Annotated in this window: 20 protein-coding genes, 15 tRNA genes and 3 rRNA genes; 4 read left to right on the top strand and 34 right to left on the bottom strand. The window is 48.2% G+C overall.

Going from position 1 to position 26,882, the window contains the following annotated elements; genetic code table 11:
- Positions 1–12 precede the first annotated feature (12 nt).
- Positions 13–1,113 (bottom strand): glucose-1-phosphate adenylyltransferase subunit GlgD, encoded by a 1,101-nt coding sequence (glgD, locus tag EXIG_RS03675; protein WP_012369574.1) that lies wholly within the window; start codon positions 1,111–1,113, stop codon positions 13–15.
- A 13-nt stretch (positions 1,114–1,126) separates the two neighbouring features.
- A complete protein-coding gene (locus EXIG_RS03670; RefSeq protein WP_012369573.1) occupies positions 1,127–2,287 on the bottom strand; it encodes a glucose-1-phosphate adenylyltransferase in 1,161 nt (386 codons plus the stop codon).
- A 205-nt stretch (positions 2,288–2,492) separates the two neighbouring features.
- On the opposite strand from EXIG_RS03670, the gene EXIG_RS03665 reads away from it, so the two are divergent.
- Positions 2,493–4,268 (top strand): transglycosylase domain-containing protein, encoded by a 1,776-nt coding sequence (locus EXIG_RS03665; RefSeq protein WP_012369572.1) that lies wholly within the window; start codon positions 2,493–2,495, stop codon positions 4,266–4,268.
- A 1-nt stretch (position 4,269) separates the two neighbouring features.
- On the opposite strand, the gene EXIG_RS03660 is transcribed toward EXIG_RS03665, so the two are convergent.
- The 23 genes from EXIG_RS03660 to EXIG_RS03550 all read right to left on the bottom strand — a co-directional run bounded on the left by EXIG_RS03660 (position 4,270) and on the right by EXIG_RS03550 (position 14,702).
- A complete protein-coding gene (locus tag EXIG_RS03660; protein WP_012369571.1) occupies positions 4,270–4,836 on the bottom strand; it encodes a DUF5366 family protein in 567 nt (188 codons plus the stop codon).
- Positions 4,837–5,079: 243 nt separating this feature from the next.
- Positions 5,080–5,553 (bottom strand): tRNA (uridine(34)/cytosine(34)/5-carboxymethylaminomethyluridine(34)-2'-O)-methyltransferase TrmL, encoded by a 474-nt coding sequence (gene trmL, locus EXIG_RS03655; RefSeq protein WP_012369569.1) that lies wholly within the window; start codon positions 5,551–5,553, stop codon positions 5,080–5,082.
- A gap of 1 nt (position 5,554) precedes the next feature.
- Positions 5,555–6,040 (bottom strand): methylated-DNA--[protein]-cysteine S-methyltransferase, encoded by a 486-nt coding sequence (locus tag EXIG_RS03650; protein ID WP_012369568.1) that lies wholly within the window; start codon positions 6,038–6,040, stop codon positions 5,555–5,557.
- The gene (queG, locus tag EXIG_RS03645; protein ID WP_012369567.1) at positions 6,030–7,175 is read right to left on the bottom strand and encodes a tRNA epoxyqueuosine(34) reductase QueG; all 1,146 of its coding nucleotides are present in this window, start codon (positions 7,173–7,175) and stop codon (positions 6,030–6,032) included. Before queG ends, EXIG_RS03650 begins: the two co-directional genes overlap by 11 nt.
- A 95-nt stretch (positions 7,176–7,270) precedes the next feature.
- A tRNA-Gly gene (locus tag EXIG_RS03640) sits at positions 7,271–7,341 on the bottom strand.
- Positions 7,342–7,381: 40 nt separating this feature from the next.
- Positions 7,382–7,452: transfer RNA gene (locus EXIG_RS03635), tRNA-Gly, on the bottom strand.
- A 4-nt stretch (positions 7,453–7,456) separates the two neighbouring features.
- Positions 7,457–7,537 (bottom strand) — tRNA-Leu (locus EXIG_RS03630).
- Positions 7,538–7,572: 35 nt separating this feature from the next.
- A tRNA-Cys gene (locus EXIG_RS03625) sits at positions 7,573–7,646 on the bottom strand.
- A gap of 6 nt (positions 7,647–7,652) precedes the next feature.
- Positions 7,653–7,727: transfer RNA gene (locus EXIG_RS03620), tRNA-Gly, on the bottom strand.
- An 8-nt stretch (positions 7,728–7,735) separates the two neighbouring features.
- Positions 7,736–7,807: transfer RNA gene (locus EXIG_RS03615), tRNA-Gln, on the bottom strand.
- A 10-nt stretch (positions 7,808–7,817) separates the two neighbouring features.
- A tRNA-His gene (locus tag EXIG_RS03610) sits at positions 7,818–7,890 on the bottom strand.
- A 10-nt stretch (positions 7,891–7,900) separates the two neighbouring features.
- Positions 7,901–7,971 (bottom strand) — tRNA-Trp (locus EXIG_RS03605).
- 4 nt (positions 7,972–7,975) lie between these two features.
- Positions 7,976–8,059 (bottom strand) — tRNA-Tyr (locus tag EXIG_RS03600).
- A gap of 28 nt (positions 8,060–8,087) precedes the next feature.
- Positions 8,088–8,163: transfer RNA gene (locus EXIG_RS03595), tRNA-Phe, on the bottom strand.
- Positions 8,164–8,170: 7 nt separating this feature from the next.
- Positions 8,171–8,246 (bottom strand) — tRNA-Asp (locus EXIG_RS03590).
- A gap of 11 nt (positions 8,247–8,257) precedes the next feature.
- Positions 8,258–8,331: transfer RNA gene (locus EXIG_RS03585), tRNA-Met, on the bottom strand.
- A gap of 11 nt (positions 8,332–8,342) precedes the next feature.
- Positions 8,343–8,417, bottom strand: a tRNA-Glu gene (locus EXIG_RS03580).
- Between the two features lie 22 nt (positions 8,418–8,439).
- Positions 8,440–8,530: transfer RNA gene (locus tag EXIG_RS03575), tRNA-Ser, on the bottom strand.
- Positions 8,531–8,556: 26 nt separating this feature from the next.
- Positions 8,557–8,631: transfer RNA gene (locus EXIG_RS03570), tRNA-Asn, on the bottom strand.
- A gap of 6 nt (positions 8,632–8,637) precedes the next feature.
- Positions 8,638–8,753, bottom strand: a 5S ribosomal RNA gene (gene rrf, locus EXIG_RS03565).
- 93 nt (positions 8,754–8,846) lie between these two features.
- A 23S ribosomal RNA gene (locus EXIG_RS03560) occupies positions 8,847–11,761 on the bottom strand.
- A 168-nt stretch (positions 11,762–11,929) separates the two neighbouring features.
- A 16S ribosomal RNA gene (locus tag EXIG_RS03555) occupies positions 11,930–13,491 on the bottom strand.
- The 16S, 23S and 5S rRNA genes sit together here with 15 tRNA genes alongside, the layout of an rRNA operon.
- Positions 13,492–13,832: 341 nt before the next feature.
- Positions 13,833–14,702, bottom strand: a complete 870-nt coding sequence (locus EXIG_RS03550) for a nucleotidyltransferase-like protein (RefSeq protein ID WP_012369566.1) — start codon at positions 14,700–14,702, stop codon at positions 13,833–13,835.
- A 134-nt stretch (positions 14,703–14,836) separates the two neighbouring features.
- Between EXIG_RS03550 and EXIG_RS03545 the strand changes: the two genes are divergently transcribed.
- On the top strand, positions 14,837–15,199 hold the full coding sequence (locus EXIG_RS03545; protein ID WP_012369565.1) for a DUF2614 family zinc ribbon-containing protein: 363 nt from the start codon (positions 14,837–14,839) through the stop codon (positions 15,197–15,199).
- 16 nt (positions 15,200–15,215) lie between these two features.
- Here the strand turns inward: EXIG_RS03545 and perR are convergent, their stop codons facing one another.
- Positions 15,216–15,638, bottom strand: coding sequence for a peroxide-responsive transcriptional repressor PerR (gene perR, locus EXIG_RS03540; protein ID WP_251027441.1), 423 nt, complete (start codon positions 15,636–15,638; stop codon positions 15,216–15,218).
- Between the two features lie 174 nt (positions 15,639–15,812).
- Here perR and EXIG_RS03535 point away from each other — a divergent pair, with 174 nt between their 5' ends.
- The gene (locus EXIG_RS03535) at positions 15,813–17,111 is read left to right on the top strand and encodes a glutamate-1-semialdehyde 2,1-aminomutase (RefSeq protein WP_012369563.1); all 1,299 of its coding nucleotides are present in this window, start codon (positions 15,813–15,815) and stop codon (positions 17,109–17,111) included.
- Positions 17,112–17,164: 53 nt separating this feature from the next.
- On the opposite strand, the gene EXIG_RS03530 is transcribed toward EXIG_RS03535, so the two are convergent.
- The 4 genes from EXIG_RS03530 to mutY form a co-directional block, all read right to left on the bottom strand.
- Positions 17,165–18,952 (bottom strand): ABC transporter ATP-binding protein, encoded by a 1,788-nt coding sequence (locus EXIG_RS03530; protein WP_012369562.1) that lies wholly within the window; start codon positions 18,950–18,952, stop codon positions 17,165–17,167.
- Between the two features lie 42 nt (positions 18,953–18,994).
- On the bottom strand, positions 18,995–19,537 hold the full coding sequence (gene ntdP / locus EXIG_RS03525; protein ID WP_012369561.1) for a nucleoside tri-diphosphate phosphatase: 543 nt from the start codon (positions 19,535–19,537) through the stop codon (positions 18,995–18,997).
- Positions 19,538–19,654: 117 nt separating this feature from the next.
- The gene (locus EXIG_RS03520; protein WP_012369560.1) at positions 19,655–20,080 is read right to left on the bottom strand and encodes an SRPBCC family protein; all 426 of its coding nucleotides are present in this window, start codon (positions 20,078–20,080) and stop codon (positions 19,655–19,657) included.
- On the bottom strand, positions 20,080–21,096 hold the full coding sequence (gene mutY, locus EXIG_RS03515; RefSeq protein ID WP_012369559.1) for an A/G-specific adenine glycosylase: 1,017 nt from the start codon (positions 21,094–21,096) through the stop codon (positions 20,080–20,082). Before mutY ends, EXIG_RS03520 begins: the two co-directional genes overlap by 1 nt.
- Positions 21,097–21,210: 114 nt before the next feature.
- Between mutY and EXIG_RS03510 the strand changes: the two genes are divergently transcribed.
- The gene (locus EXIG_RS03510; RefSeq protein WP_012369558.1) at positions 21,211–22,194 is read left to right on the top strand and encodes a metal-dependent hydrolase; all 984 of its coding nucleotides are present in this window, start codon (positions 21,211–21,213) and stop codon (positions 22,192–22,194) included.
- A gap of 54 nt (positions 22,195–22,248) precedes the next feature.
- Here EXIG_RS03510 and EXIG_RS03505 read toward each other — a convergent pair whose 3' ends face one another.
- From EXIG_RS03505 to EXIG_RS03490, 4 genes are read right to left on the bottom strand one after another with little or no spacing between them, the layout of a single operon-like run.
- The gene (locus tag EXIG_RS03505; protein WP_012369557.1) at positions 22,249–22,533 is read right to left on the bottom strand and encodes a YfhJ family protein; all 285 of its coding nucleotides are present in this window, start codon (positions 22,531–22,533) and stop codon (positions 22,249–22,251) included.
- 2 nt (positions 22,534–22,535) lie between these two features.
- The gene (locus EXIG_RS03500; protein ID WP_012369556.1) at positions 22,536–22,850 is read right to left on the bottom strand and encodes a DUF1811 family protein; all 315 of its coding nucleotides are present in this window, start codon (positions 22,848–22,850) and stop codon (positions 22,536–22,538) included.
- Positions 22,851–22,909: 59 nt separating this feature from the next.
- Positions 22,910–24,970 (bottom strand): ABC transporter ATP-binding protein, encoded by a 2,061-nt coding sequence (locus tag EXIG_RS03495; protein ID WP_012369555.1) that lies wholly within the window; start codon positions 24,968–24,970, stop codon positions 22,910–22,912.
- Positions 24,971–24,987: 17 nt separating this feature from the next.
- On the bottom strand, positions 24,988–26,715 hold the full coding sequence (locus tag EXIG_RS03490; protein WP_012369554.1) for an ABC transporter ATP-binding protein: 1,728 nt from the start codon (positions 26,713–26,715) through the stop codon (positions 24,988–24,990).
- Positions 26,716–26,882 lie beyond the last annotated feature (167 nt).

The raw sequence follows: 26,882 nt of genomic DNA, 5'->3' as shown, positions 1-26,882 counted from the left end.
ATGACATCCCCTTTAAACGATTGTTTGTTTTTTAATGACAATCGGTTCTTCCGCAGTTCCGCGGATGACTTGTCCGCGCTTCACTGTTACCTCTTTGTCAAGGATCGCGTATTCAACGACTGCGCCTTCTTCGATGACTGATTTTTGCATAATGATCGAGTTTTTGATCCGCGCATGTTTCCCGACTTTGACGCCACGGAAAAGAATACTGTCCGTTGCTGTTCCTTCTAGCTTACATCCGTTTGCGACAAGCGAATTCTTGATGGTCGATCCCGGTAAATAACGTGTCGGCGGTTCGTGTTTGATTTTCGTATAGACGTGTTGGAAGTCATTGATGGCTCCCCACTGCTCAAGCAACAGCATGCTTTCACGGTAATACGAGCGAAGGGAATGAATCACCTGTGATGTCCCTGTGTATTCATAACCGTGAACATGAAGTCGGTTTAACTGGGAACGGATGATGCTTTGCAGCAAATCATATTCCCCGCGGCCGATTGCTTCGTCAACGAGACGGACAAACAAGTTTTTCGACAGGACAACCGTTTCCATGTAAAATGTCTCGTCCGATGGTTCGTATCCGCGTGAACCGATTGCCGTCACGCGATTTTGATCACTGAACCGAATCGGACGGCAGTAGTTACACGGCAAGTCACGTTTCGTATAAACAACCGTAATATCAGCGTTTGAGGCTTTATGTTCACGCAAGACATCGCGGTAATCGACCGCAGATAAAATGTTTGATCCCGAAATCACGACGTAGTTCTCTTTACTGCGCAAGAAGAAGTCGCGGTGCAAATGGAAGTTTGATAAATCACCACGGAATTCATGGGCATCTTGTGATAAAGCCGGCGGGAAAATATAAAGTCCGCCGTTTGACCGGTCCAAGTCCCACTCTTTGCCGGATCCTAAGTGATCCATCATGGCGCGGTATTTTTCAAGTGTAAAGACACCGATATTCGCAATCTCATTTTGAACCATGTTCGTTAATGTGAAATCGATGAGCCGATATCGACCCGCGAATGGTACGGCAGCTAAGTTGCGGTGTTCCGTCAATTCTTTAAAGAACCCTTCTTCACCGCTCAGATTGATGACTCCTAGTAAATCTGCTTTCATCGGTACTTCCCCCTTATTGGATCGCTTCTTTGACGACTTCATTTTTTGGAATGACACTGTTTGCTTCGATGACGAAGACTTCACCATTCGGTGTTCCGATTGTTGCTCCGTCTTCTACAACGACACCGTCTGCAAGGATTGCCCGGTGAATCGTGACATCTTTACCAATCTTAACGTTCGGGAAGATGACCGAATCTTTTACAAGCGAACCTTCTGCAACATCAACGCCGTAAAAGAGAACCGAATGATTGATTTCGCCTTCAATATGGCATCCTTCGTTGATAATCGAAGTCTCAATGGAAGCATTGTTCCCGATGTATTGCGGTTGTTGGTTCGGGTTGACGGAATGTACTTTCCAAGACGGTTCGTAGAGATCAAACTCCGGATCCGCTTCAAGTAAGTCCATGTTGGCTTCCCAAAGTGATTGGATTGTTCCGACGTCTTTCCAGTATCCTTTAAATTTATAGGCGCGAATATTTAAGTTTTCGTATAACATGTTCGGAATAATGTTTTTCCCGAAGTCAAAGCTTGACTCGGCATCCCCGGCATCTTGAATCAGGTGACGTTTTAAGACATCCCAGTTAAAGACGTAAATCCCCATTGAAGCCAGGTTCGATTTTGGATTTTCCGGTTTTTCTTCAAACTCATTGATTCGAAGATCTTCGTCCGTATTCAAAATTCCGAAGCGCGGTGCTTCTTCCCAAGGAACTTCACGAACAGAAATCGTAACGTCTGCTCCCCCTTGACGATGTTCCTCAATCATTTTTTCGTAATCCATCTTGTAAATGTGATCCCCTGACAAGACAAGCACATAATCTGGATCGTATTGGTTGATGTAACTCATGTTACGGTAGATGGCATTCGCCGTTCCTTCATACCAATTTTTCCCGTTTTGGGCTTGGTAAGGAGGCAGGATCGTTAAGCCACCGTTCCGGCGGTCAAGATCCCAGGCACTTCCGATTCCGAGATAGCGGTTCAGTTCAAGTGGTTCGTATTGCGTTAAGACTCCTACTGTGTCGATTCCTGAGTTCGTACAGTTGGATAACGGGAAATCGATGATTCGATATTTCCCTCCAAACGCGACCGCTGGTTTTGCTGTGTGTTTCGTAAGTGCTCCTAGACGTTTTCCTTCTCCGCCAGCAAGCAACATCGCGACGACATTCTTTTTAGCCATTTCGTCCCCTCCAGTTTGTGCTCTTTTTTTACATCAATCATGTGCTCTAATTTATACAGATACTCTTATATACCCACCTTTTCTCTTTTTAATATAACATTCCTGCAAAATAGGTTTATTAAAATACAAATTTCTTAAATTTTTCTACTGTTTTCTCCAAAAAAGACCGATAATAGGAATGAAATGCCGTTTGAAAGGAGTTTTCATGAGAATCACGACAGGATATGCCCTAGTGTTGGCTTTAGCTTTTAGTTTAGTACTAACACTTTTTTCAGTGCGTAATCAGTTGGATCTTGCACAGGATTTGTTCAGTTGGGCTGATCAAAAAACGACTGAACGCCCTCTTGCTTCCTATCAACCGATTACTGTCACGTATCAAAAAGAGCGCCTCGAACTCTATGACGGACTTCGCCGGAACGATTTAAAGGCAAGTGCTCTGCCGCCAAAGGTAGCACAGGCTTTCATCGCGATTGAAGACCAGCGATTTTATCAGCATGACGGTTATGATATCACCGGTATTTTGCGAGCGTTTACAGAAAATCAGTCCGGTGATAACAAAGGTCAAGGCGGAAGTACGATCACCCAACAATTGGCACGGATGACTTATCTTTCCACCGAGAAAACCTATACTAGAAAAATAAAAGAAATCTTAATTGCAATGGAACTTGAGCAAAAATATTCTAAAAAAGAGCTTTTAACCGCATACGTCAATCAAGCGTATTTCGCGAATAATATTTACGGTATCGAGCTCGCAGCCACATCGTATCTCGGAAAACATGCGGAAGATTTGAGTTGGGCTGAAGTCAGTTATTTGGCTGCGATTCCAAATAATCCGTCTCTTTACAATCCATTGCGGTTTCCAAAAAACACGGGCAAACGTCAACAGCGTATCTTAAAAGCGTTGCAACAGACACAGGACATTCCAAATAAAGTCCGAAAACAGTCCATCAACGTTTCGTTCAATAAGCCGATCATCCGTTATCCTGATTACATCGATGCCAGTGTATCGGAAGCAATCCGCCAGACAGCTGACTTAAAAAATTTGAACATGTCACAGGCTGAGCAGTATTTACATCAACACGGTGCCGTCATCCAGACATATCTTGATCCTACAGAGCAGACGCGGGCCAAACAAGCGATTCAACGACTCCCTCATCCGATTGAAGGTGCTTACGTCGGAATCGACGGGGATACACGCGGTGTGACGGCACTGGTCGGTAATAAATCCAATGTACCGGGTCAGCTCAATCGGGCGGTTCAATCTTATCGTCAGCCCGGCTCCACCTTAAAGCCGTTGCTTGTTTATGGTCCTTACCTCGAAAAGACCAAAAAAACGTTAACGAGTCGACTAGATGGAAGTCCTGTTTGTTTTGACGGATACTGTCCGCAAAACAGCAGCAACCGGATTCTTGGCAGCGTGACGATTGCCGATGCGATTGCATACTCCTACAATACACCGGCCTTACGTGCTTTTTCTGTTTCGTTCAACGAGGGATTAAAGACCATCCGACCGTTTCGATTCAGTCAGTGGACCGAAGAAGATAATTCATACAACAGTGCGCTCGGCGGGCTAAAATACGGTGTCAGTCCACTTGAACTCACCAATGCCTACACCACCCTTGTCAATGATGGACTGTACAGTCCCTCCTCGATGATCCGCACCATCACGACGGATCAGGGAACCCTTTACCGTCATGTGATGTCAACGGACCGGATTTGGTCGAGTCGAACAAACCAGTTACTGCGTAAAGGGCTCCATAACGTCATGACATACGGTACAGGGCGGTTGGGTTACGATCACGCCCCGGCTTATATCGGAGGCAAGACAGGTACGACGAACGACAATAAGGACATGTGGTTTGTCGGTATGAAAAATCAACATGTCGGCGGAATCTGGATTGGGGCGGACATCCCCCGTGCCTTCCCGAGTGAAGCCAACAGTACGTTACAAGTCAGGACATGGGCTTCGATCGTCCAGTGACTTATTTCGGGAAAAGAACAGCCTGTCCAAGCGAATTAAACAGGCTTAGTCCGACCCATGCCAGTCCGGCAAGTAACATGCCCCATGCCAGGAAAAGAAAGACGACTAATCCGATGGCCCCTGCAGAGGAAGTCATTTTACTGATTTGAAACACGTAAAAGAAAAAATAGATTAAAAAAGAACCGGCCAGTACGAGACAGACTAACGGAAAAGATGTCATGAACGCAAAACTAATGCATCCTCCAACCAACAGGAGAATACTGCCGGGACGTAACATACTCAACGTCGTTCCGACCTGTTCTTTAATGAAAAACGCAAACCCAAGCTGATTAATCGTGTCTGAAATCAGTTTCAAGGAACTGAAAATCATAAAATAAATGATTAAAAAGCCGAGCCATACGAGTAACTTCGTGTTACGTGCACTGAGTATTTGCAGTAACTCGTCGTAGACCCCGACGTTGTTCAGCCATGTCAGTGCAAGCTCTGACGTAGCAATCGCAAGAGACGTACTAAACAGCAGGATGCTGATCAGCGGGGCATAACTCAATAAGTAGACGTTCGTCCGCATTTCGAATCTCCATTCATAGAAATTTCATATGTAGCACACAATTACACTAGCAAGTATACTATAATAGATTATATCGGTTATTGAGACTAAAGGGGGAAGCAAAAATGGCATTTATTTTAATGGTAGGCGTTAGTCTCGCTTTCTTGACAGCGATTTTCACTGCAGGCTACAATAAAAAACCTGAAGGTAACGAATAAAACAAATCCCCCTGCCCGGTCATTCGGGTCAGGGGGATTTGTTGTTTTACAATAGATTGGCATATCCTTGTTGTCGGAGCGCTTCATACACGATGATTGCGGCCGTGTTCGAGACATTAAGCGAACGTACAAGATTCGATTGCGGAAGACGGATGCATCGTTCCAGATTCTCATCGATGACGTTTAACGGCAATCCTTTTGTTTCCCGTCCGAAAACGAAAAAGTAGTCTTCTTCAACGTTCGACAAATCGACTTGGCTTGGATATTTCTCTCCATACTTCGTAATATAGTAGAACGTCCCATCCGGATGTTTATCCCATAATTCTTCCAACGAATCATGATACCTGACATCAACAAACTCCCAATAATCAAGACCTGCCCGTTTCAACTGTTTATCATCCGTTGAAAATCCAAGCGGTCGGATTAAATGCAAGACGGAATGCGTTGCTGCGCATGTCCGTGAAATGTTACCTGTATTTTGCGGAATTTCTGGTTGATACATAACGACGTGAATAGCCATATTAATTCTTCTCTCCTAACTCATGCGCAAGCAGCGCTTCTTTATGGGCAATACCGCTGGCAAACCCCGTCATTTTACCGGATGCCCCAATAATCCGGTGACACGGATAAATCAAAGCAATCGGATTCCGGTTCAAGGCCCCACCGACGGCACGGGCCACCTTGTCGGAACCAATCATTCGTGCAAGTTGTCCGTAACTGGCTGTCTGTCCGAACGGAATCGATCGTAAAGCCTCCAAAACACGGTGCTGAAAAGCAGTCACTTCCAGGCGACAAGAGATGGTATTCAATGCTTCCGGCTGTCCCTGTTCATAGGCATCCAGTGCGTCGGCCAGAAAATCAGGCAACGATGCCTCATAGTAAGCAGCCGGATCAAGATACTTCTTCAGACGAGCCATATCATGTCCAAAATCAAGATAGACGACTTCCTCTTCTTCCCAACCGATGACCAACTCACCAAACGTATATGACATCTTTTTATATGGCATGTCCGTTCCCCCATTCCTCAAGCAAACGGTTCCCTTCCACTTGAACATCTTCAGCAGAATCCGTCAACAGTCGTTTTTGAATGTAGTCTTCCGCTTCTTGACCGGCAATCCGACCGACAGCCCAAATCGCAAGCGCCCGCATATCTTCGCGCTGATCGGTTTCGGCCATCAACCGTAAAGCATCAAGTGCCGTCCGGTCCTGGTAATGAACGAGCGCACAGACGGCATTCCGTTGAATCGGTTTTTTTCCGCGCCATGCGCCCGACAATGAACCGAACCGTGATTTAAATTCGCGATTACTGAGTGAAAGCAACGGAATCAATAACGGTTTGACCTGTTCCGGATCGGGTTGCAGTTCGCTGTGCTGTGTCGCATTTTTCTTGCGGTTATAGGGACAGACTTGCTGACACGTGTCGCATCCGTATAGACGATTCCCTAAAGCATATCGGAAATGCTCGGGAATGAGTGTCTTCGTTTGTGTAATAAAGGAGATACACCGTTTTGCATCGATGACACCCGGTTCAATCAGTGCATCCGTCGGACAGGCATCAAGACATTTATTACACGAACCGCACAGTTCTTCCACAGATTCATCCGGCGGCAGATATTGATCTGTAATCAGTTCCCCGAGATACAGATAAGAACCATGCTCCTCACTGATGATGGAACAGTTTTTCCCGCTGAAGCCGATACCGGCCCGTTCTGCGACTGCCCGGTCCACCAGTTCCCCCGTATCGACCATCGAACGGGACCGGGCTCCGGGTGACAGCTCCTGAATTTTTTCTTCGAGCAGCGTCAAACGCTGTTTTAAAGCTTGATGATAGTCAAGCCCCCAGGAAGAGCGTCCGAAGATCCCACGCCGTTCTCCTTCTTTTCCGCGTGGTGCGTCTTTTAGTTTACTGGGATAAGCAACAGCAATCGCAATGATGGAGACAGCATCTTCAAGCAATAATGCAGGTGTCGTCCGACGTTCGAGATCCGGTTCTTCAAACCCGGAAGCATATCCTTTTTCTTGCTGTTCCATGAGCCGTTGCTTCATAACTAAAAATGGATCGGCTGTCGTCACTCGAAACTCATCAATTCCGATTTCTTTTGCATACGCTTGTAACTCTCTTTTTAACATGTCTCCACGCATCTGATCTCTCCTTTCCCTTATTGCTTTGAATAATATAATGGCTAAACAAAAAGAGCAAAGTGTCAATTAAAACGACACTTTGCTCTTTTCAGGTAAGCGGGTGAAGAGAATCGAACTCTCATCATCAGCTTGGAAGGCTGAGGTTTTACCACTAAACTACACCCGCATAATCAGATAATTCTTGAATGAGATTGTAAAAAGGTAAAAGCGGGTGAAGGGAATCGAACCCTCATCATCAGCTTGGAAGGCTGAGGTTTTACCACTAAACTACACCCGCAAGATACCGGTGGTCGGAATCGAACCGACACTCCAAAGGAACACGATTTTGAGTCGTGCGCGTCTACCAGTTCCGCCACACCGGCACAATCTCTTGCAAAACTATTTAATTAAAAATGATTGGAGGCGCCAGTCAGAATCGAACTGACGATAGAGGAGTTGCAGTCCTCTGCCTTACCACTTGGCTATGGCGCCATTTATTGGAGCGGAAGACGGGATTCGAACCCGCGACCCCGACCTTGGCAAGGTCGTATTCTACCACTGAACTACTTCCGCACAAAAAGCTGGGCTGGAAGGGATCGAACCTTCGCATGCTGGAATCAAAATCCAGTGCCTTACCACTTGGCCACAGCCCAATAATAAAAGGGCGACTGATGGGAATTGAACCCACGAATGCCGGAATCACAATCCGGTGCGTTAACCACTTCGCCACAATCGCCATAATAAAACAGGGGCAGCAGGAATCGAACCCGCGCTGACGGTTTTGGAGACCGTAGTTCTACCGCTAAACTATGCCCCTAAAGTGGTGGGGGGGGGCGGATTCGAACCGCCGAACCCGAGGGAGCGGATTTACAGTCCGCCGCGTTTAGCCACTTCGCTACCCCCCCACAAATGGGAAAACATTTAAAAATCATATGGTGGCTTTGGACGGAATCGAACCGCCGACACGAGGATTTTCAGTCCTCTGCTCTACCGACTGAGCTACAAAGCCTTAACAATGGCGGTCCTGACGGGATTCGAACCCGCGATCTCCTGCGTGACAGGCAGGCATGTTAACCGCTACACCACAGGACCGTATGTAATAATTGCGGGGGCCGGATTTGAACCGACGACCTTTGGGTTATGAGCCCAACGAGCTACCAGACTGCTCCACCCCGCGATGATAAAAAATGGTGACCCGTACGGGAATCGAACCCGTGTTACCGCCGTGAAAGGGCGGTGTCTTAACCGCTTGACCAACGGGCCATCTCAATAATTAAAAATGATATGGCGGAGAGCAAGGGATTCGAACCCTTGAGACGCTTATGACGCCTACACGATTTCCAATCGTGCTCCTTCGGCCACTCGGACAGCTCTCCATTGCATGTGGTGAAGAAGTAATTAATGGCTCCGCAAGTAGGATTTGAACCTACGACCTACCGGTTAACAGCCGGTTGCTCTACCACTGAGCTATTGCGGAACGATCGCCTGGCAGCGTCCTATCCTCACAGGGGGAAGCCCCCAACTACTTTCGGCGTTCAAGTGCTTAACTTCCGTGTTCGGCATGGGAACGGGTGTGACCACTTGGCTATCGCCACCAGACATCTATTATCTTAACATTATGTTTCCATAACGTCAAGCATTTTTTTGAAAGGCTCGCGCCCTCAAAACTGAAGTCATCAACAATGCATCTGCTAGAACAAGGCCTCGACCGATTAGTATCACTCAGCTCCGCATGTCGCCATGCTTCCACCCGTGACCTATCTACCTCATCGTCTCTGAGGGGTCTTTCTTGATTACTCAAAGGGAAATCTCATCTTGGAGGGGGCTTCATGCTTAGATGCTTTCAGCATTTATCCCGTCCGCACGTAGCTACCCAGCGATGCTCCTGGCGGAACAACTGGTACACCAGCGGTGCGTCCATCCCGGTCCTCTCGTACTAAGGACAGCTCTCCTCAAATTTCCTGCGCCCACGACGGATAGGGACCGAACTGTCTCACGACGTTCTGAACCCAGCTCGCGTACCGCTTTAATGGGCGAACAGCCCAACCCTTGGGACCTACTCCAGCCCCAGGATGCGATGAGCCGACATCGAGGTGCCAAACCTCCCCGTCGATGTGGACTCTTGGGGGAGATCAGCCTGTTATCCCCAGGGTAGCTTTTATCCGTTGAGCGATGGCCCTTCCATGCGGAACCACCGGATCACTAAGCCCGACTTTCGTCCCTGCTCGACTTGTAGGTCTCGCAGTCAAGCTCCCTTCTGCCTTTGCGCTCTACGAATGATTTCCAACCATTCTGAGGGAACCTTTGGGCGCCTCCGTTACTGTTTAGGAGGCGACCGCCCCAGTCAAACTACCCGCCTGACACGGTCCTCCAGCCGGATGACGGCTGCGAGTTAGAGACTCTATGCATGAAGGGCGGTATCCCAAGGGTGACTCCTCCGAAGCTGGCGCTCCGGTCTCGACGTCTCCCGCCTATCCTGTACATCATGCACAAAGCCTCAATATCAGGCTGTAGTAAAGCTCCATGGGGTCTTTCCGTCCTGTCGCGGGTAACCTGCATCTTCACAGGTACTATGATTTCACCGGGTCTCTCGTTGAGACAGTGCCCAAATCGTTACGCCTTTCGTGCGGGTCGGAACTTACCCGACAAGGAATTTCGCTACCTTAGGACCGTTATAGTTACGGCCGCCGTTTACTGGGGCTTCGGTTCAAAGCTTCGCTTGCGCTAACCCATCCCCTTAACCTTCCAGCACCGGGCAGGCGTCAGCCCCTATACGTCATCTTGCGATTTAGCAGAGACCTGTGTTTTTGCTAAACAGTCGTTTGGGCCTATTCACTGCGGCTCTACTCATGTAGAGCGTCCCTTCTCCCGAAGTTACGGGACCATTTTGCCGAGTTCCTTAACGAGAGTTATCCCGCGCGTCTTAGAATTCTCATCCCGCCTACCTGTGTCGGTTTACGGTACTGGCACCTTCCACCTCACTAGAGGCTTTTCTTGGCAGTGTGAAATCGTGACCTTCGTCCCTACGGGACTCCGCATCGTTCCTCGACTTTGATGCCTGACGGATTTGCCAATCAGACGGTCTCGAAACTTACACATGCACTTCCATCCGCATGCGTCACTATCCTCCTGCGTCCCCCCATTGTTCAAACGGTGGATCGGTGGTACAGGAATATCAACCTGTTATCCATCGCCTACGCCTTTCGGCCTCGGCTTAGGTCCAGACTAACCCTGAGCGGACGAGCCTTCCTCAGGAAACCTTGGGCTTTCGACGGAGGGGATTCTCACCCCTCTTTTCGCTACTCACACCGGCATTCTCACTTCCAAACGCTCCACTGCTCCTTCCGGTACAGCTTCACAGCGGTTTGGAACGCTCCCCTACCATTCCTTACGGAATCCGCAGCTTCGGTGGTATGTTTAGCCCCGTTACATTTTCGGCGCGGCGCCACTCGACTAGTGAGCTATTACGCACTCTTTGAATGGTGGCTGCTTCTAAGCCAACATCCTAGCTGTCTAGGCAGCGCCACATCCTTTTCCACTTAACATACACTTTGGGACCTTAGCTGGCGGTCTGGGCTGTTTCCCTCTTGACTACGGATCTTATCACTCGCAGTCTGACTCCCGAGTATAAGTTGCCGGCATTCGGAGTTTAACTGAATTCGGTAACCCTGTGGGGGCCCCTAGTCCAATCAGTGCTCTACCTCCGGAACTCTCAACCTCGAGGCTAGCCCTAAAGCTATTTCGGGGAGAACCAGCTATCTCCAGGTTCGATTGGCATTTCACCGCTACCCACACCTCATCCCCGCACTTTTCAACGTGCGTGGGTTCGGACCTCCAGTCAGTGTTACCTGACCTTCATCCTGGACATGGGTAGATCACCTGGTTTCGGGTCTACGACAACGCACTATGGCGCCCTATTCAGACTCGCTTTCGCTACGGCTCCGCCTCATCAGCTTAACCTCGCGCGCTATCGTAACTCGCCGGTTCATTCTACAAAAGGCACGCCATCACCCGTTAACGGGCTCTGACTACTTGTAGGCATACGGTTTCAGGATCTATTTCACTCCCCTTCCGGGGTGCTTTTCACCTTTCCCTCACGGTACTGGTTCACTATCGGTCACTAGGGAGTATTTAGCCTTGGGAGATGGTCCTCCCGGATTCCGACGGGGTTTCACGTGTCCCGCCGTACTCAGGATCCACTCTGGAGGGAAAACAGTTTCAGCTACAGGGCTGTCACCTTCTTCGGCCGACCTTTCCAGATCGTTCACCTACTGTCTTCCTTTTTGACTCCGTATAGAGTGTCCTACAACCCCGGAGAGCATGCTCTCCGGTTTGGGCTGTTCCCGTTTCGCTCGCCGCTACTCAGGGAATCGCATTTGCTTTCTCTTCCTCCGGGTACTTAGATGTTTCAGTTCCCCGGGTCTGCCTCACGCTACACTATGTATTCATGTAACATGTCCCATCCCATTACGGATGGTGGGTTCCCCCATTCGGAAATCCTCGGATCAAAGCATACTTACTGCTCCCCGAAGCATATCGCTGTTCGTCGCGTCCTTCATCGGCTCCTAGTGCCAAGGCATCCACCGTACGCCCTTCATACCTTGATCTAGCATTTTGGTATTCTAAGAACACACGTCTAATGACATGGTTATAAAAAGTTTGATGTCTTGTTGATGTCTTCAGTTTTCAAGGTGCGAGTGTCTCTATCGAGACGTTGAGAGACGAGCTCTCAAAACTGAACGATGGGCATGTCCCGTACGGGACGTTTTCCTTAGAAAGGAGGTGATCCAGCCGCACCTTCCGATACGGCTACCTTGTTACGACTTCACCCCAATCATCTACCCCACCTTCGACGGCTGGCTCCTTGCGGTTACCTCACCGGCTTCGGGTGTTGCAAACTCTCGTGGTGTGACGGGCGGTGTGTACAAGACCCGGGAACGTATTCACCGCAGTATGCTGACCTGCGATTACTAGCGATTCCGACTTCATGCAGGCGAGTTGCAGCCTGCAATCCGAACTGGGAACGGCTTTCTGGGATTGGCTCCACCTCGCGGTCTCGCTGCCCTTTGTACCGTCCATTGTAGCACGTGTGTAGCCCAACTCATAAGGGGCATGATGATTTGACGTCATCCCCACCTTCCTCCGGTTTGTCACCGGCAGTCTCCCTAGAGTGCCCAACTAAATGCTGGCAACTAAGGATAGGGGTTGCGCTCGTTGCGGGACTTAACCCAACATCTCACGACACGAGCTGACGACAACCATGCACCACCTGTCACCCTTGTCCCCGAAGGGAAAACTTGATCTCTCAAGCGGTCAAGGGGATGTCAAGAGTTGGTAAGGTTCTTCGCGTTGCTTCGAATTAAACCACATGCTCCACCGCTTGTGCGGGTCCCCGTCAATTCCTTTGAGTTTCAGCCTTGCGGCCGTACTCCCCAGGCGGAGTGCTTAATGCGTTAGCTTCAGCACTGAGGGGCGGAAACCCCCCAACACCTAGCACTCATCGTTTACGGCGTGGACTACCAGGGTATCTAATCCTGTTTGCTCCCCACGCTTTCGCGCCTCAGCGTCAGTTACAGACCAAAGAGTCGCCTTCGCCACTGGTGTTCCTCCACATCTCTACGCATTTCACCGCTACACATGGAATTCCACTCTTCTCTTCTGTACTCAAGCCTTCCAGTTTCCAATGACCCTCCCCGGTTGAGCCGGGGGCTTTCACATCAGACTTAAAAGGCCGCCTGCGCGCGCTTTACGCCCAATAATTCCGGACAACGCTTGCCACCTACGTATTACCGCGGCTGCTGGCACGTAGTTAGCCGTGGCTTTCTCGCAAGGTACCGTCAAGGTACGAGCATTCCCTCTCGTACTTGTTCTTCCCTTACAACAGAGTTTTACGATCCGAAAACCTTCATCACTCACGCGGCGTTGCTCCATCAGACTTTCGTCCATTGTGGAAGATTCCCTACTGCTGCCTCCCGTAGGAGTCTGGGCCGTGTCTCAGTCCCAGTGTGGCCGATCACCCTCTCAGGTCGGCTATGCATCGTCGCCTTGGTGGGCCATTACCCCACCAACTAGCTAATGCACCGCAAGGCCATCCCAAGGTGACGCCGAAGCGCCTTTCATCATCAGACCATGCGGTCTGAAGAACTATTCGGTATTAGCTCCGATTTCTCGGAGTTATCCCAATCCTTGGGGCAGGTTCCTTACGTGTTACTCACCCGTCCGCCGCTCATTCCCTTCACTTCCCTCCGAAGAGTTCCGTGAGCTTCCTGCGCTCGACTTGCATGTATTAGGCACGCCGCCAGCGTTCGTCCTGAGCCAGGATCAAACTCTCCATAAAGTGTTTGACTTGCTCGTTTTTGTGACCGGAGTCACGTTGACGAAGCTTGCGCTTCATTCATTGTTTGTATCCGAAGATACGTTTTTTGCCTCATCGTTCAGTTTTCAAAGTTCGTCGTGTCGTTTTCAGCGACTTTAATAAGATATCACGGAATAACTTATGCGTCAACCGTTTTTTTCTTGTTTTTTTCATTGCGTCAATGGCGTGTGCCTGTCGACATGTATTAATATACTATCTCGAGATAATAACGTCAATGCTTTTTCTTAATTTTTCTTTTCGTTATTTTTTTCTTCTATATATGCTGGTTCTATATTTATTAAAAAAAACAAAAAACCGGTCTATCACACGACCGGTTCGTATGTCACGAGTTCCACACCAAGTCCTTTTGTCCGTTGATACGAAATTCGGATCAATCCTTTCCGAATGAAAAAATCAACTAGGCTCCCTAAATCAACCTTCAATTCTGTCAGACGACTTTCTTCCATCAATTCATGCATCGTCCAAGGACGATCCCGCTCTCGCATGACTTCAAATAAGTATTTACCACCGGACAAGACTTTTGACTGCAACAGATGTTCTAATCCGATTAACGCCAAGTGAATCCGTTGTTCCAGTGTTTCTTCACTCAACAGAAGTTGTTCATATAACTTATAGACATCCGGATCGTCCAACCGGGCCTGTTCCCAAACGACGACTTCCGGATGCGCTCCCTTTTCGAGAACGGAAAGCCGGGCCAGATGATGCAATGCATGATGGACATGCGTATAAGCATCATAATAATTACCGCGGCTGAATAGATTCCGTCCATCCTGAAAACGACGCAGTAATTTAGCGAATGACAACGACATCTGTAAGCAGCGTTCCGTCTCCGGGAAGTTGCGTAATTGTTTTTTCAAATCCGTTAAGTAGTCATTCCGTTCAAAAATGATGGTTCCTTCCGACACCCAATGGACGGCCCGGCGATTTGCATTTAAGATTAACCAACGGGAGAGGACTTGTTCATGCACAAGATGTAATGAAACCCGCAATGTATTCAATCGATAATGCTTAACGGTCCACTCGACGGAAGGATCTCGTGTAATGACTAACAGTAAAACATCAAATTGATCGGTTAAAGAGTCTCTCGGTTGTCTTTTCTCAACGGCGATGATTCCCTGTGTCTCCGGATAAGCCGCATATTCTGAATAAATTGTTCGTGTTGCCTGTTCCATTTCCTTCTCACCCTTCTCTACTCCGTACTCGTTACTCTGATCATTCGTCCGTTACCATTTTCGACAAAAAATCAATCGTTCCTGCTTCTGACTCGATCCCACAATATGCTAGACTGGCTACAGGGGGAATTCATGTGAAAAAACAACGTAAGAATAAAATAAACCGGGCCCGTAACTTGGCAATGTTCCTCGTATTCGGCGGAATGCTTGTCATGTATGGCGGTCTTTTGTTAAAACAATTCGAAATCATCATGGTCATCCTAATGCTTGTCGGGTTTGTCATGGTCCTTGCCAGCACAGCGCTCTATTTCCTGATCGGACTTACTTCGACGAAAGCTGCCGTCGTCACCTGCCCGAATTGCGGTAAAGAAACGAAAGTCCTCGGACGCGTTGATTTATGTATGCACTGCGACGAACCTCTGACGATGGATCGTAACCTTGAAGGAAAAGAATTCGATGAAAAGTACAACAAACACAGTAAACGAGCTCCCCGTTAAAAGGAAGCTCGTTTTTTTAATGCACGTTCGATTGGCAATCCGGGCAAGTCCCGTAAACCTCAAGACGGTGGCGGTCTACTTTAAAGCCTGTTAAATGCGCCGCAACAGTCTCGACGTCATCCAGGACAGGGTAATTGAAGTCGACGATTTTTCCGCATCCTTCGCAAATCATATGGTAATGACGCGTCGTGACGAAGTCAAAACGACTGGAAGCATCTCCATAATTCATCTCTTCTACGATTCCTTTTTCACGGAAGACCCGTAGATTATTATAAACTGTCGCCACACTCATATTTGGAAAACGATGTTCGAGCGCACGATAAATTTCATCTGCCGTCGGATGTGTATGTCCCGTCGTTAAATATTCCAAAATCGCATGACGTTGTGGTGTCATCCGAACGCCTGATTCACGTAAAGAGCGTACTGCATCATCTAGCATCTCGTTCGCCACGTCATCCCCTCATTTCTATCTTTCATTGATTATTAGATTGTAATCTTTATAATTAGTCTACCTACATTCTTCCTTTCCGTCAACGGCTCTGCTCTACGTTTGACGGACATGATACAATCATATCGTGATATTTTTCACGTATCAATGATTGGAGGAATCATCATGTCAACTCATACAAAACGTCCTACTTCGGAATCCTTATATGAAGTGGCCCAAAAATGTATCGTCGGAGGTGTGAACAGCCCATCTCGCTCGTATAAAGCAGTCGGAGGCGGTGCGCCCGTCTATATGGAACGAGGAGAAGGAGCTTACTTCTATGATGTCGACGGCAACCGTTACATCGATTACTTAGCAGCTTACGGTCCGATCATTACCGGTCACGGGCATCCACATATTACGGAAGCGATCACGAATGCTTCACGTAACGGGTTATTATACGGAACACCCCATCGTCTGGAAATCGACTTTGCCCATAAACTGCAACAGGCGATTCCTTCTTTAGAGAAGGTCCGGTTCACAAACTCGGGGACGGAAGCCGTCATGACGACGATCCGTGTCGCCCGCGCCTATACAGGACGTGAACTCGTCGTGAAATTCAGCGGCTGTTATCACGGACATTCCGACTTGATGCTGATTGCAGCAGGAAGCGGTCCGGCAACACTCGGTTCACCGGATTCGGCCGGTGTGACGAAGGCAACAGCAAAAGAGGTCATTACGACCCCCTTCAATGATATCGAATCTTATCGTCAAATCATGGCAGAATGGGGCGATCAGGTCGCCTGCGTTCTCGTCGAACCGATTGTCGGGAACTTCGGCATCGTCGAACCGCAACCCGGATTCCTCGAGGCTATCAACGAAATTACGCATGAACACGGCGCACTCGTCATCTATGATGAAGTCATCACAGCTTTCCGCTTCACGTACGGCAGTGCCCAAGAACTTCTGAACATCCGTCCGGACATGACGGCACTCGGAAAAATCATCGGCGGCGGTCTCCCGATCGGTGCCTACGGCGGACGCCAGGATATCATGGAACACGTCGCTCCGCTTGGTCCGGCGTATCAAGCAGGTACGATGGCCGGAAATCCGGCTTCGATGGCAGCCGGTATCGCCTGCCTCGAATTACTCGAACAGCCGGGCGTGTATGAAGAGTTCGACCGCCTCGGTGCAAAACTCGAACAAGGCATTCTAGAAGCTGCCGACACACATGGCGTTACGATCACAATCAACCGTCTCAAAGGTGCATTGACGGTCTACTTCACGGACGAAACGGTCGTTGACTATTTGGGCGCCGAACGTGCCGACAGTGAAATGTTCGGTCGGTTCTTCAAATTAATGCTCGAACAAGGCGTCAACCTTGCTCCTTCGAAATACGAAGCCTGGTTCTTGACGACAGCACATACTGAAACAGACATCGACGAAACCATCGCTGCTGTCAATCGTGCGTTTGCCCAACTGTAAAACAATCATTCCTACAAAAAAGGCTGTTCCGATTTTTTCGGAACAGCCTTTTTTTATTCAACCAGCTCTAAATTTTGAATCGCATACAGTTCAAAGTAAGCGCCGCGTTTTCGCATCAGTTCTTCATGACGTCCCATTTCCGTAATCTGACCATTTTCAATGACGACAATTTTATCGGCATCTGTGATCGTCGAAAGACGGTGGGCGACGGTAAACGTCGTCCGCCCTTTCGCGAGACGCGCAAGTGAGTCCTGAATCATGGATTCACTTTCCAAATCCAGGGCACTCGTCGCTTCATCCAAAATCAAAATCGGCGGATTTTTAAGGAAGACCCGGGCAATCGCCAGACGTTGTTTTTGGCCGCCTGACAATTTGACACCCCGTTCGCCGACCGGTGTTTTATAACCGTCCGGCAAACGTTCGATGAATTCATGGGCATTGGCCGCCTTCGCTGCCGCGATGACCTCTTCATCCGTTGCCTCGGGATTCCCCATCTTAATGTTCATTTCGACCGATTCACTGAACAGAATCGATTCCTGCATGACCATCCCGATTTGATCACGTAAACCACGCAACTTCAAATCGCGAATATCGACCCCGTCAAGCGTGATCCGTCCGGACGAGACATCGTAAAATCTAGGAATCAGACTGACGAGCGTTGATTTCCCGCCACCCGACATCCCGACGAAGGCAATCCGTTCTCCCGCCTGAACATCAAGTGTCAACCGGTCAATCGCCCGTTCGCCACCTTCTTCGTACGAGAAGCTGATATTTTCAAACTGGACGTTCCCTTTGACATGAACCGGATTTCTCGCATTGGCTTTTTCCGTAATATCATATGGCTCATCGAGGAATTCAAACATCCGGTCCATCGAGGCAATCGACTGCGTCAATGTCGTCGACGAGTTGACAAGACGACCGAGCGGTGCGTACAGACGATCGATATAAGCGATGAAGGCGACCATCGTCCCGAGTGATTCCTGACCGTTCAGCACAAGGAAAGCCGCTGCGCCGAAAATCAGAATCGGGGCAAAATCGGTAATCGTCGAGACGACGACGTACGTCCGGGCATTCCAGTTCGTTTGACGTAATGCTGCCGTCAAGAAGCCATCGTTTTGTTTCTTGAACGCCTGATTTTCATGGGGTTCAAGCGCAAAACTGCGAATGACCGCCATTCCGTTGACCCGCTCCGTCAAGTGCCCCTGCAGCTCAGCAAGTGCCGCCGAACGGTCACGTGTCAGACTGCGGAGTCGTCCATAAAAGAACTTGACCGCGAGTGCATAAAACGGCAACGGAATGATCGCAACGAGCGTCAGCTTCGGATCGATTGTCCACATGATAGCAATCGCTATCAAAATCGTAATCATGTCGAGCCATAAGTTCATCAACCCGGTAACAACAAAATCCTTTGTCTGTTCGACATCGTTGATGATCCGGGAGATGACTTCCCCGGTCTTCGTGTTCGAATAAAAGCGGAGTGACAGCTTCTGGACATGATCAAACAGCCGGTTCCGGACATCAAACAAAATTTTTGATGCCGACCACTGGGCCAAATACTGCCGGATGTATTCAAGCGGCGGTTTGATGACGAGAAAAACGAAGAATCCGGCGCCGATCAAATAGGCAAGTTCTTTACTGCGTTCCGCGAGCGGAACCGTTTGATTATCGAGCAGATTGTCGATGATGTACTTGTAGAGAAGCGGCAATCCGAGCGGAATCGAAAACTTGATGATCCCGACGAATACCGTCAAAAGAATTTGTTTTTTATACGGTTTGACGAATTCCATGTACCGTCTGATGGAACCCTTCTTTTTTAACTGTTTTTGCTTTGCTTTACCCATGTGTTCCCCTTCTTTCCACTAAAAAAAGACGATGGCGAACCATCATCTCCGATACCTTGTTTCGTATTCACGATACCACGTTTCAACGAATGCCGGGTTAAACGGACCCTTGCGACTGCGGATCCATTGAATCAAAATCTGAACGTTGTCTTTCAGAATACGATCAATCGCTTTCGGATAGTTCATCTCCCGGCGATGTTTCTCGTACTCATCCTCATCCAAAATCATGTAAGACATGTCCGGATAGACTTTGATATCTAAATCATAATCAATGTACTTGACTGCTCGATCCTTTTCATCAAACGTCGAAGGTGAACCCAAGTTGCAGTAATAGTAGATACCGTCTTCACGAATCATACAGATTACATTAAACCAAAGTTCTGTCGAAAAATAACAAATCGCGGGTTCTCGTGTTCGCCACTGACGACCATCCGATTCACTGACCATGATCCGGTCATTGAATCCAATCAATTCTTCTTCCGTCGATTTAAGCACGAGCGTTTCTTCCCAAACTCTGTGTAAGCTGCCGTTATGTTTGAAACTTTGAATCTCAATCTTGCTACTTTCTTTTGGGAATCGACTCATGTGCTACTCCTTTCTGAAGCTTTTTATTCAGTTTTTTCAATACTCTCGTGCTTATTATACCCATTTTCAGAACACATGAAAAACGAAAGGCTACTTTTTCAGAAAAATGACTGGTATTTAACTTGAAAAATGATGTAAAATCGCCTGTTTCCGTTGCTGAAACATCGGTTTCAAAATAAATAAATCCACCAGTACTTTCGGTAAATACGATTTATAAATTAAGTCATCAATCATATAGACACCGTCCGGGCGCTCTTCGACACGGTGTGTATGACACCACGCAGAGAAAGGAAACGGTACCTTCACTCCGACGTCAACAAATGCATCTTTGCCGACCATCGGGATGATCGAATCCCATTTTACAAAAAACGGTGGAACACCGACCTTCAGCTGAATTGTATTGCCGGCATATGTCCGGGTGTCCCCGATGGTCTGCACTTTCGGAAACGTCGTCATTCCCGTCAAGGCTTTGGCATCACTTAAAAAGAACCAGGCTTGGTCTTTTGTCGCCGGCACTTTCGTTTCTGAATAAAAACGATTCATCAGAGTTCCTCCTTTAATAGGCGATCAATCTTCATTTGGGCGACCGAAATCGGTTGCTTGTCATATGTCTGTTCATCCATCAGAACGGTTCCTTCCGGTTGTGTCGCAACACGATAAACCGTAATATCCCATATCCGGTGCGAAAAGATGTGTTTTACACTGCCGATTTGCATTCCGGGTTGCTCTTCCGTCGATTCCACTAACGGATACTGCCACATGCCGGCCAACAGTCCCGTTTCCGGACGTTGCATGACGGCGACTTGTCCGTTTTCTTCATAGACCAATGCATCGTACCGGATCGTCTGTGTTTTACCTTTTTTTGTTTTGACAGGCAATTCCGCCTGAACCGAGCGGTCGTAAGCAAAACAGACATCATTGACCGGACACAGTCCGCACATCGGTGATTTCGGTGTACAGACCATTGCACCGAGTTCCATCAACCCTTGATTGAAGCTTGACGGATCCGCATGATCAATCAATTCATGAACGGCCGCTTCAAAGACTTTTCGTGTTTTCGGTGCGGCAATGTCGTCATAAATTCCGAGGACACGCGATAAGACACGCATGACGTTCCCGTCGACGGCAGGCTCCGGGTGGCCGTAGGCAATTGAGAGAACCGCACCGGTCGTATAGGGACCGACTCCCCGTAAACTTTCAAACCGTTCTTTTTCATCCGGTACGATCCCGTCATATTTTTCAACAACTTCCTGAACTGCGATTTGAAGGTTCTTAACCCGGGAATAGTACCCTAAGCCTTCCCAATATTTTAAGACTTCACTTTGGTCGGCCGACGCCAAATCGTGGGGTGTCGGAAACCGTTCCGTAAACCGCTGGTAATATGGAATCACTGTATCGACCCGTGTTTGTTGCAGCATGATTTCACTGATCCAGATATGATAAGGATTTTTGGTTTCACGCCACGGTAACTGTCGTTGTTCCCGCAAGAACCACTGCACCAATTCCGTCGTAAAATGCTGTTTATTAAAGTTTCTGAAATATTCTGTGACAAGAGTCAAAATATTACCTCTTTTCTGTTTGATACGTTATAGTAAGTTCAATTAACCTTAAAAATTAAAATCAATTTACGTTTATTATGATTTCGAATACTTTGATAGAGGAGCGAATTTGCATTGGATACTGGGACGCATATCGGAATGGGACTTTGCCTCGCCGCCATTTCCACACTTGAACCGGATATCGCAGCAAGCGCTACGCTGTTTGCGGCTGTTACGACTACGGCGTTGGTCGGTTCCCATGCTCCAGACTTTGATACTGTATTTAAATTTAAAGGCAACAGTGCCTACCTGAGACAGCACCGTGGTAAATCCCACGGTCTGATCGCCTTGATTGCCTGGCCGTTGTTACTGTCGATCGTCATCGGCGCCCTGTTCGGCGTTCCGCCTACTTCATTATGGCTGATGGCACAGATTGCTGTCGCCCTTCATGTCTTCGTCGATCTGTTTAATGCTTACGGCACGCAGGCGCTTCATCCCTTTAAGAAAACCTGGATTGGTTGGGGCGTCATCAATACATTTGACCCTTACCTGTTCACGATGTATTACGGGGCGTTCGGCATTTGGCTGTTGACCCGTGCCACGATCGTCATTTTCCCGATTTTGATTGCGATCGTCATCATCTATTATGCGGTTCAATTTAAGTTGCGTAACGATGCTTTGGCGACGGCCGCTCGTTATTACGGCGGAGCACACAAGCTGTTCATTTCTCCCGGCATGAAATGGGATGAGTGGCATGTCGCAGCACGTCTTCGAAATGAATATGCGGTCGTCAAGATTAATTCCGGAACAGTCGTCGAGTGCGGTAATTTCCGGATCAAAAATGAACCGCATGGGGATGAATTGTATGACATCGTCAAGGAGAACGCGGATCTACAGGCGTTCCTTGAATTTTCAAAAATTCATACGTATACGGTTTCCCGAAAAGACGGAATCGTCGAATACCGGTTCACGAACTTACGTTATTTCACGAAAGAAGTCTATCCGTTCGTCGCTGTCGTCCGGATTGATGCAACGTCACGCCAAATTGTCAGTTCCTATACAGGATGGGTTTTCAGCGAACGGACGTTGCAAAAAAAATTGTTTGTACCTGCATTATAAAAAAAGGACTCGCCATGTTCGGAAAATTTTCTTTTCCGAACCGCGAGTTCTTTTTTAATTGATTGACTGATCGTCGCGCCCAATCATCAAATGCTTGAACTTCTCGTTTGTTGTATTAAAACGGTGAAGCATCGGACCATGTTGCTTGATTTGTTGCTGAACGAAACGAACGGCAACTGCCTCACCCTGATATTTTTCTCCCGCCTTTGCAAGCGTCGCTTCGAAATCTTCCCATAAGACTTCGACCCACGTCAAGGCTTCAAGCGGTGTCAAGGTCTCGTTGACTCCTTGTAATTCTTCCGCCAATTCGTTTAATGCTTCCGTACGATTTTGATCCATCGTCATTCCTCCTCTTCCTGAATCAACGCAAGTGGAATCGCCACTTCGTTGACTGTCCCTTCAAAATGTCCCCAGCCCATTACACCGTTGACGAAATGCAGTTCAAATCGTGTCTCTTCTCCATCAATCTGGTAAAAGCGACCCGTCTCGAACCGGCTTGTGTCGACGAGATAACTTTGGGCAATCGCAATCTTGCGGATGATCACCTCGACTTCACTCATGTTACCGTGTTGCTCCGCTTTACGTTTTTGCTCATTCAATTTCGTCACGAGCATCTCTAATTCATATTTTGATAACTGACTCATTCGTGTCTCCATAAAAAAACTCCCCCTCTTCGTCATTAGTATATACGAAAAGGAGAAGAAAAATGATGGAGTTAGCTTGATTTCAATTCGAGATTGCGTTTACTTTGCAACGCATACATTTTGGCATAGATTTTTTGTTTTGCGAGTAACTCTTCATGCGTTCCGCGTTCGGATATCCGTCCATGGTCGAGGACGATGATTTCGTCAGCGTCTTTGATCGTCGACAAACGGTGGGCAATGATGAAGGTCGTGCGCCCTTTCGTCAACGTCAATAAGGCGTCCTGAATCATCGCTTCCGTTTCCGAATCGACGCTTGCCGTCGCTTCATCGAGAACTAAAATGGCCGGATCAAACGCCAAAGCCCGGGCAAAACTGATCAACTGCCGTTCGCCGGCAGATAAGGTCGCGCCTTTTTCGATGACGGGTTCATCAAGACCTTTAGGAAGACGGTCGATGAACCGGTCTGCCCCAACGGCGACGATCGCTTCCCGAATCCGTTCCTCGGAAATCATCGGATTGCCGAGCGTGATGTTCGAACGGATTGTTCCCGTGAACAAAAACGGATCCTGCAGGACGATGCCCATATGATCGCGGACCGCCTGTTTCGGCAGTGACGTGACATCCTGTCCATCAATCAGCAATTGACCGGACGATGGATCATAAAAACGCATCAGCAGATTCATGATTGAACTTTTCCCGCTACCCGTATGTCCGACGAGAGCGATTGTCGCTCCGGGACGGGCATCAATTTCGATGTCCTGTAAGACAGGATGACCCGGATCATAGCTGAAACCGACCTGCTTGAACTCCACACGTCCGGCGAAACGGGGTAAACGTCCCTTTCCGACGTCTTCTCCCTTTTCGTCGAGCAGTTGGAACATCCGGTCTGCTGAAACGAGTGCTTGTTGCAACGGCGACAACTGATTCATGATTTGTGTGACCGGTTCAAAGAGACGCGAGACATAGTCGATGTAGGCATATAAAATCCCGAGCGATAAAAAGGTTCCGTCGGTCAGACTTTTACCCGCCACGACCCAGATCAATAAGGCCAGCGTCAGGTTTTTCAGGAAATACGATAAGTTATGCGACATTAAGGCATCAAGCCGCAACAACTTCGAACGGGTTTGATAATTCTCTTCATTTTTTTGTTCAAATTCCGCCAACACTTCTTTTTCCCGCGCATACGCTTGAATGATCGGCATCGTTTGAATGTTCTCGTTTAACTGACCATTCATATCTGCGACAAGCGACCGGACCTTGAAGTTATTTTCCGTTGCAAGTTTCTGGAACAGCTGAATCCAGAAGTAGACGATCGGAATAATCAACAGCGAAACGAGTCCGAGACGGACATCGAGGAAAAACATCGCCACTAAAATTCCGGCCATCGTAATCAATCCCGAAAAGACGCGTGCGAGCACACCCAAGTACAAATCGCGGATTGTTTCCGTATCGTTCGTGACACGACTGACAATCTTTCCGATCGGTGTCTGGTCAAAATAGCGGACCGGTAACCGTTGTAAATGTGTAAAGACATCGAGCCGCATCCATTTGACGATTTTATGCGCCGACCGCTGAAGCAGGATTTGTTGGACCCAGTTCAAACCGGCCGCGATTAACAGCAGGACGATATACAGCAAAGACAGCCAGCCGACCGCTTTTAAGTCAGAGGCATAAAAATCATACACCTGTCCTTGCGTCAGCTTCTTGACGCCCGAATAACGAAACGTTTCTTCCCCACGCGTGACGGTTAACGTTCCACCGGTCACGTTGCGTTCTCCTCCGCTGACGACTTGTTCGGGCACAAAATAATAACCGCTCTTCGATTGAACAACTGAAATCGCTTGAATGACATCGGAAGACGGCACATCCTGCTTCTTCGCAAACTGGCGCCCGTCATACTCGACCCTTCCTCCGTCCTTCACTTCAACCCAATCCTTTTCAATCGCAACAATATGTTCATCGATGATGACTTTCGCAATATATGGTCCGGTCAATTCTGCTCCGACTGCCAGAATCAAGAGAAATAATCCGAGGAAAATTGCTTGTTTTTCATACATCGCATAACGAACAAGTGATCGAATCGTCGTTTTCCGACGAACGGGATCTAATAGATATAATTCTTCTTCCTTCACGTTCGACACCTCCTACCTTACGTTTCTTCACTTTGCCGTTCGAATTGTTCGGCGTACCACCCTTTATGATCCATCAACTGTTCGTGCGTACCCCGTTCTGTCACTTGACCGTCCTGCAAGACAAGAATTTCGTCCGCATGGGCAACGGCAGACAGACGGTGTGCGACAATCAATGTCGTCGCCTGCTCCCGATTGGTTCGAATCGCTTCAATGATATGCGACTCGGTTTTTGCATCGACCGCAGACAACGAATCGTCGAGCAATAATAATTTCGGTTTTTTCAACATCGCCCGGGCAATCGACAGCCGTTGCTTCTGACCGCCGGATAACGTGACACCACGTTCACCGACCAACGTCTCAAGACCTTGATCGAGCATGGTAATGTCCGTTGTGAATGACGCCAGACGAATTGCTTCCTGCAGTTCGGCTTCCGTTGCCGTTCCGGCGCCAAAGAGGATGTTATCCCGCACTGTTTTCGAGAACAAAAGGTGTTCCTGCGAAACATAACCCGTCCATCCCCGGACCGTTTCCAAAGCGACGTCTTCATAGGGAACACCGTTGACTTGCAGCATATGACGGTCAAGTGGATATTCGCGTAAAAATTGGCGAAGCAACGTCGTTTTCCCGGCACCGGTCGGACCGACAATCCCGATTGTCTTTCCTTGTTCGATCGTCACGTTGATTCCGCGCAATGCGGGCTGTTTCGTTCCCGGGTACGTAAACGTCAAATCCGATAAAACAATCGTTTCAGGAGTAGTAATCTCTACGACCGGAGTCGATGAAATCAACGGTTTGACCCGCATCGTCGCCTGAAGACGATCGAGACTCGCTGTTCCGCGCTGGATGACGTTGATCAGCTCTCCGAACGCATACATCGGCCAAATCAACATTCCGAGATAAATATTGAAGGCGACGAGTTGTCCAAGCGTAATATCGTTCGTAAAGACGAGGTACGTCCCGAACGATAGACCGATCAAATAACTGATTCCGACGAGTAATTTAATAATCGGCTCGAACAAGACATCAATTTTTGCGACATGCATGTTTTTATCAAATACATCCGTCGTGACATCATCAAATTTTTTAACATCGATGTCTTCCTGAACGAATGAACGAATGACCCGCAGTCCGGAAATCGACTCCACGACTTGATCATTCATCGTGCCAAAGGCATCCTGTGCTGTCATGAAGCGGCCGTGGATCTGACTGCCGAGTTTATTCATCGCGTACGCAAGAATGGGCATCGGCAATAAGGCGGCAAGCGTCAGTTTCCAATCGATCGCTACTCCCATGACGACAAGTGTAATCGCCGTCATATTCAGCGAGTCAACGAGCGTCAGGACACCAAAACCGGCTGTCCGTTCGACCGCTTTCAAATCATTGGTCGCAAGCGCCATTAAATCCCCTGTGCGGTTACGTTGATAAAAGGTCGGGGTTAACTTTAATAAATGCGTAAAAAATTGACTTCGTAATGTCCGTTCGAGTAAAAAGGCTGTTCCGAATAATTTCGCAAGCCATAAATACGTCAGAATAAAGGACATAATGGAAATAACGGTCAGCCCGACCACATACTGAATCAATGTCGTCCGATCCATGGATCCGGAACGCAGTCCGTCAATCACCTTTCCGATCAACCATGGTGGTGTCAAGTCGATGAAGCCGGTCACAATCAGCAATAACACGGCAATCAAATATGATTTTTTATGTTCCTTCAGAAACCAGCTGAGTTGGCGAAACAATCGCACGATGGTTCCCCCCTTTGTCGTTCATAATGGTGTTACGTTGTTTCCAAGCACGCAAAAAAGGCAGACGGATTTCCGGAGCAGTCCGAGAATCCATCTGCCTTTCTAAAGACGATGTGAATCGACGATATGGTCTGCGTGCTCGGGGAACGGATTCCCTGTCAATCGCA

Origin of the sequence: Exiguobacterium artemiae 255-15 (assembly GCF_000019905.1) — a bacterium.
GTDB classification, from domain to species: domain Bacteria; phylum Bacillota; class Bacilli; order Exiguobacteriales; family Exiguobacteriaceae; genus Exiguobacterium_A; species Exiguobacterium_A artemiae.
Note: the sequence above shows the minus strand (reverse complement) of the source record. Positions and strands in the feature narration are given on the sequence as shown.

Bases quoted from the DNA above. Each gene is read 5' to 3' on its own strand.
- glgD (WP_012369574.1), bottom strand. From the start codon at position 1,113: ATGAAAGCAGATTTACTAGGAGTCATCAATCTGAGCGGTGAAGAAGGG.
- EXIG_RS03670 (WP_012369573.1), bottom strand. From the start codon at position 2,287: ATGGCTAAAAAGAATGTCGTCGCGATGTTGCTTGCTGGCGGAGAAGGA.
- EXIG_RS03665 (WP_012369572.1), top strand. From the start codon at position 2,493: ATGAGAATCACGACAGGATATGCCCTAGTGTTGGCTTTAGCTTTTAGT.
- EXIG_RS03660 (WP_012369571.1), bottom strand. From the start codon at position 4,836: ATGCGGACGAACGTCTACTTATTGAGTTATGCCCCGCTGATCAGCATC.
- trmL (WP_012369569.1), bottom strand. From the start codon at position 5,553: ATGGCTATTCACGTCGTTATGTATCAACCAGAAATTCCGCAAAATACA.
- EXIG_RS03650 (WP_012369568.1), bottom strand. From the start codon at position 6,040: ATGCCATATAAAAAGATGTCATATACGTTTGGTGAGTTGGTCATCGGT.
- queG (WP_012369567.1), bottom strand. From the start codon at position 7,175: ATGCGTGGAGACATGTTAAAAAGAGAGTTACAAGCGTATGCAAAAGAA.
- EXIG_RS03550 (WP_012369566.1), bottom strand. From the start codon at position 14,702: ATGGAACAGGCAACACGAACAATTTATTCAGAATATGCGGCTTATCCG.
- perR (WP_251027441.1), bottom strand. From the start codon at position 15,638: ATGCTAGATGATGCAGTACGCTCTTTACGTGAATCAGGCGTTCGGATG.
- EXIG_RS03535 (WP_012369563.1), top strand. From the start codon at position 15,813: ATGTCAACTCATACAAAACGTCCTACTTCGGAATCCTTATATGAAGTG.
- EXIG_RS03530 (WP_012369562.1), bottom strand. From the start codon at position 18,952: ATGGGTAAAGCAAAGCAAAAACAGTTAAAAAAGAAGGGTTCCATCAGA.
- ntdP (WP_012369561.1), bottom strand. From the start codon at position 19,537: ATGAGTCGATTCCCAAAAGAAAGTAGCAAGATTGAGATTCAAAGTTTC.
- EXIG_RS03520 (WP_012369560.1), bottom strand. From the start codon at position 20,080: ATGAATCGTTTTTATTCAGAAACGAAAGTGCCGGCGACAAAAGACCAA.
- EXIG_RS03505 (WP_012369557.1), bottom strand. From the start codon at position 22,533: ATGGATCAAAATCGTACGGAAGCATTAAACGAATTGGCGGAAGAATTA.
- EXIG_RS03500 (WP_012369556.1), bottom strand. From the start codon at position 22,850: ATGGAGACACGAATGAGTCAGTTATCAAAATATGAATTAGAGATGCTC.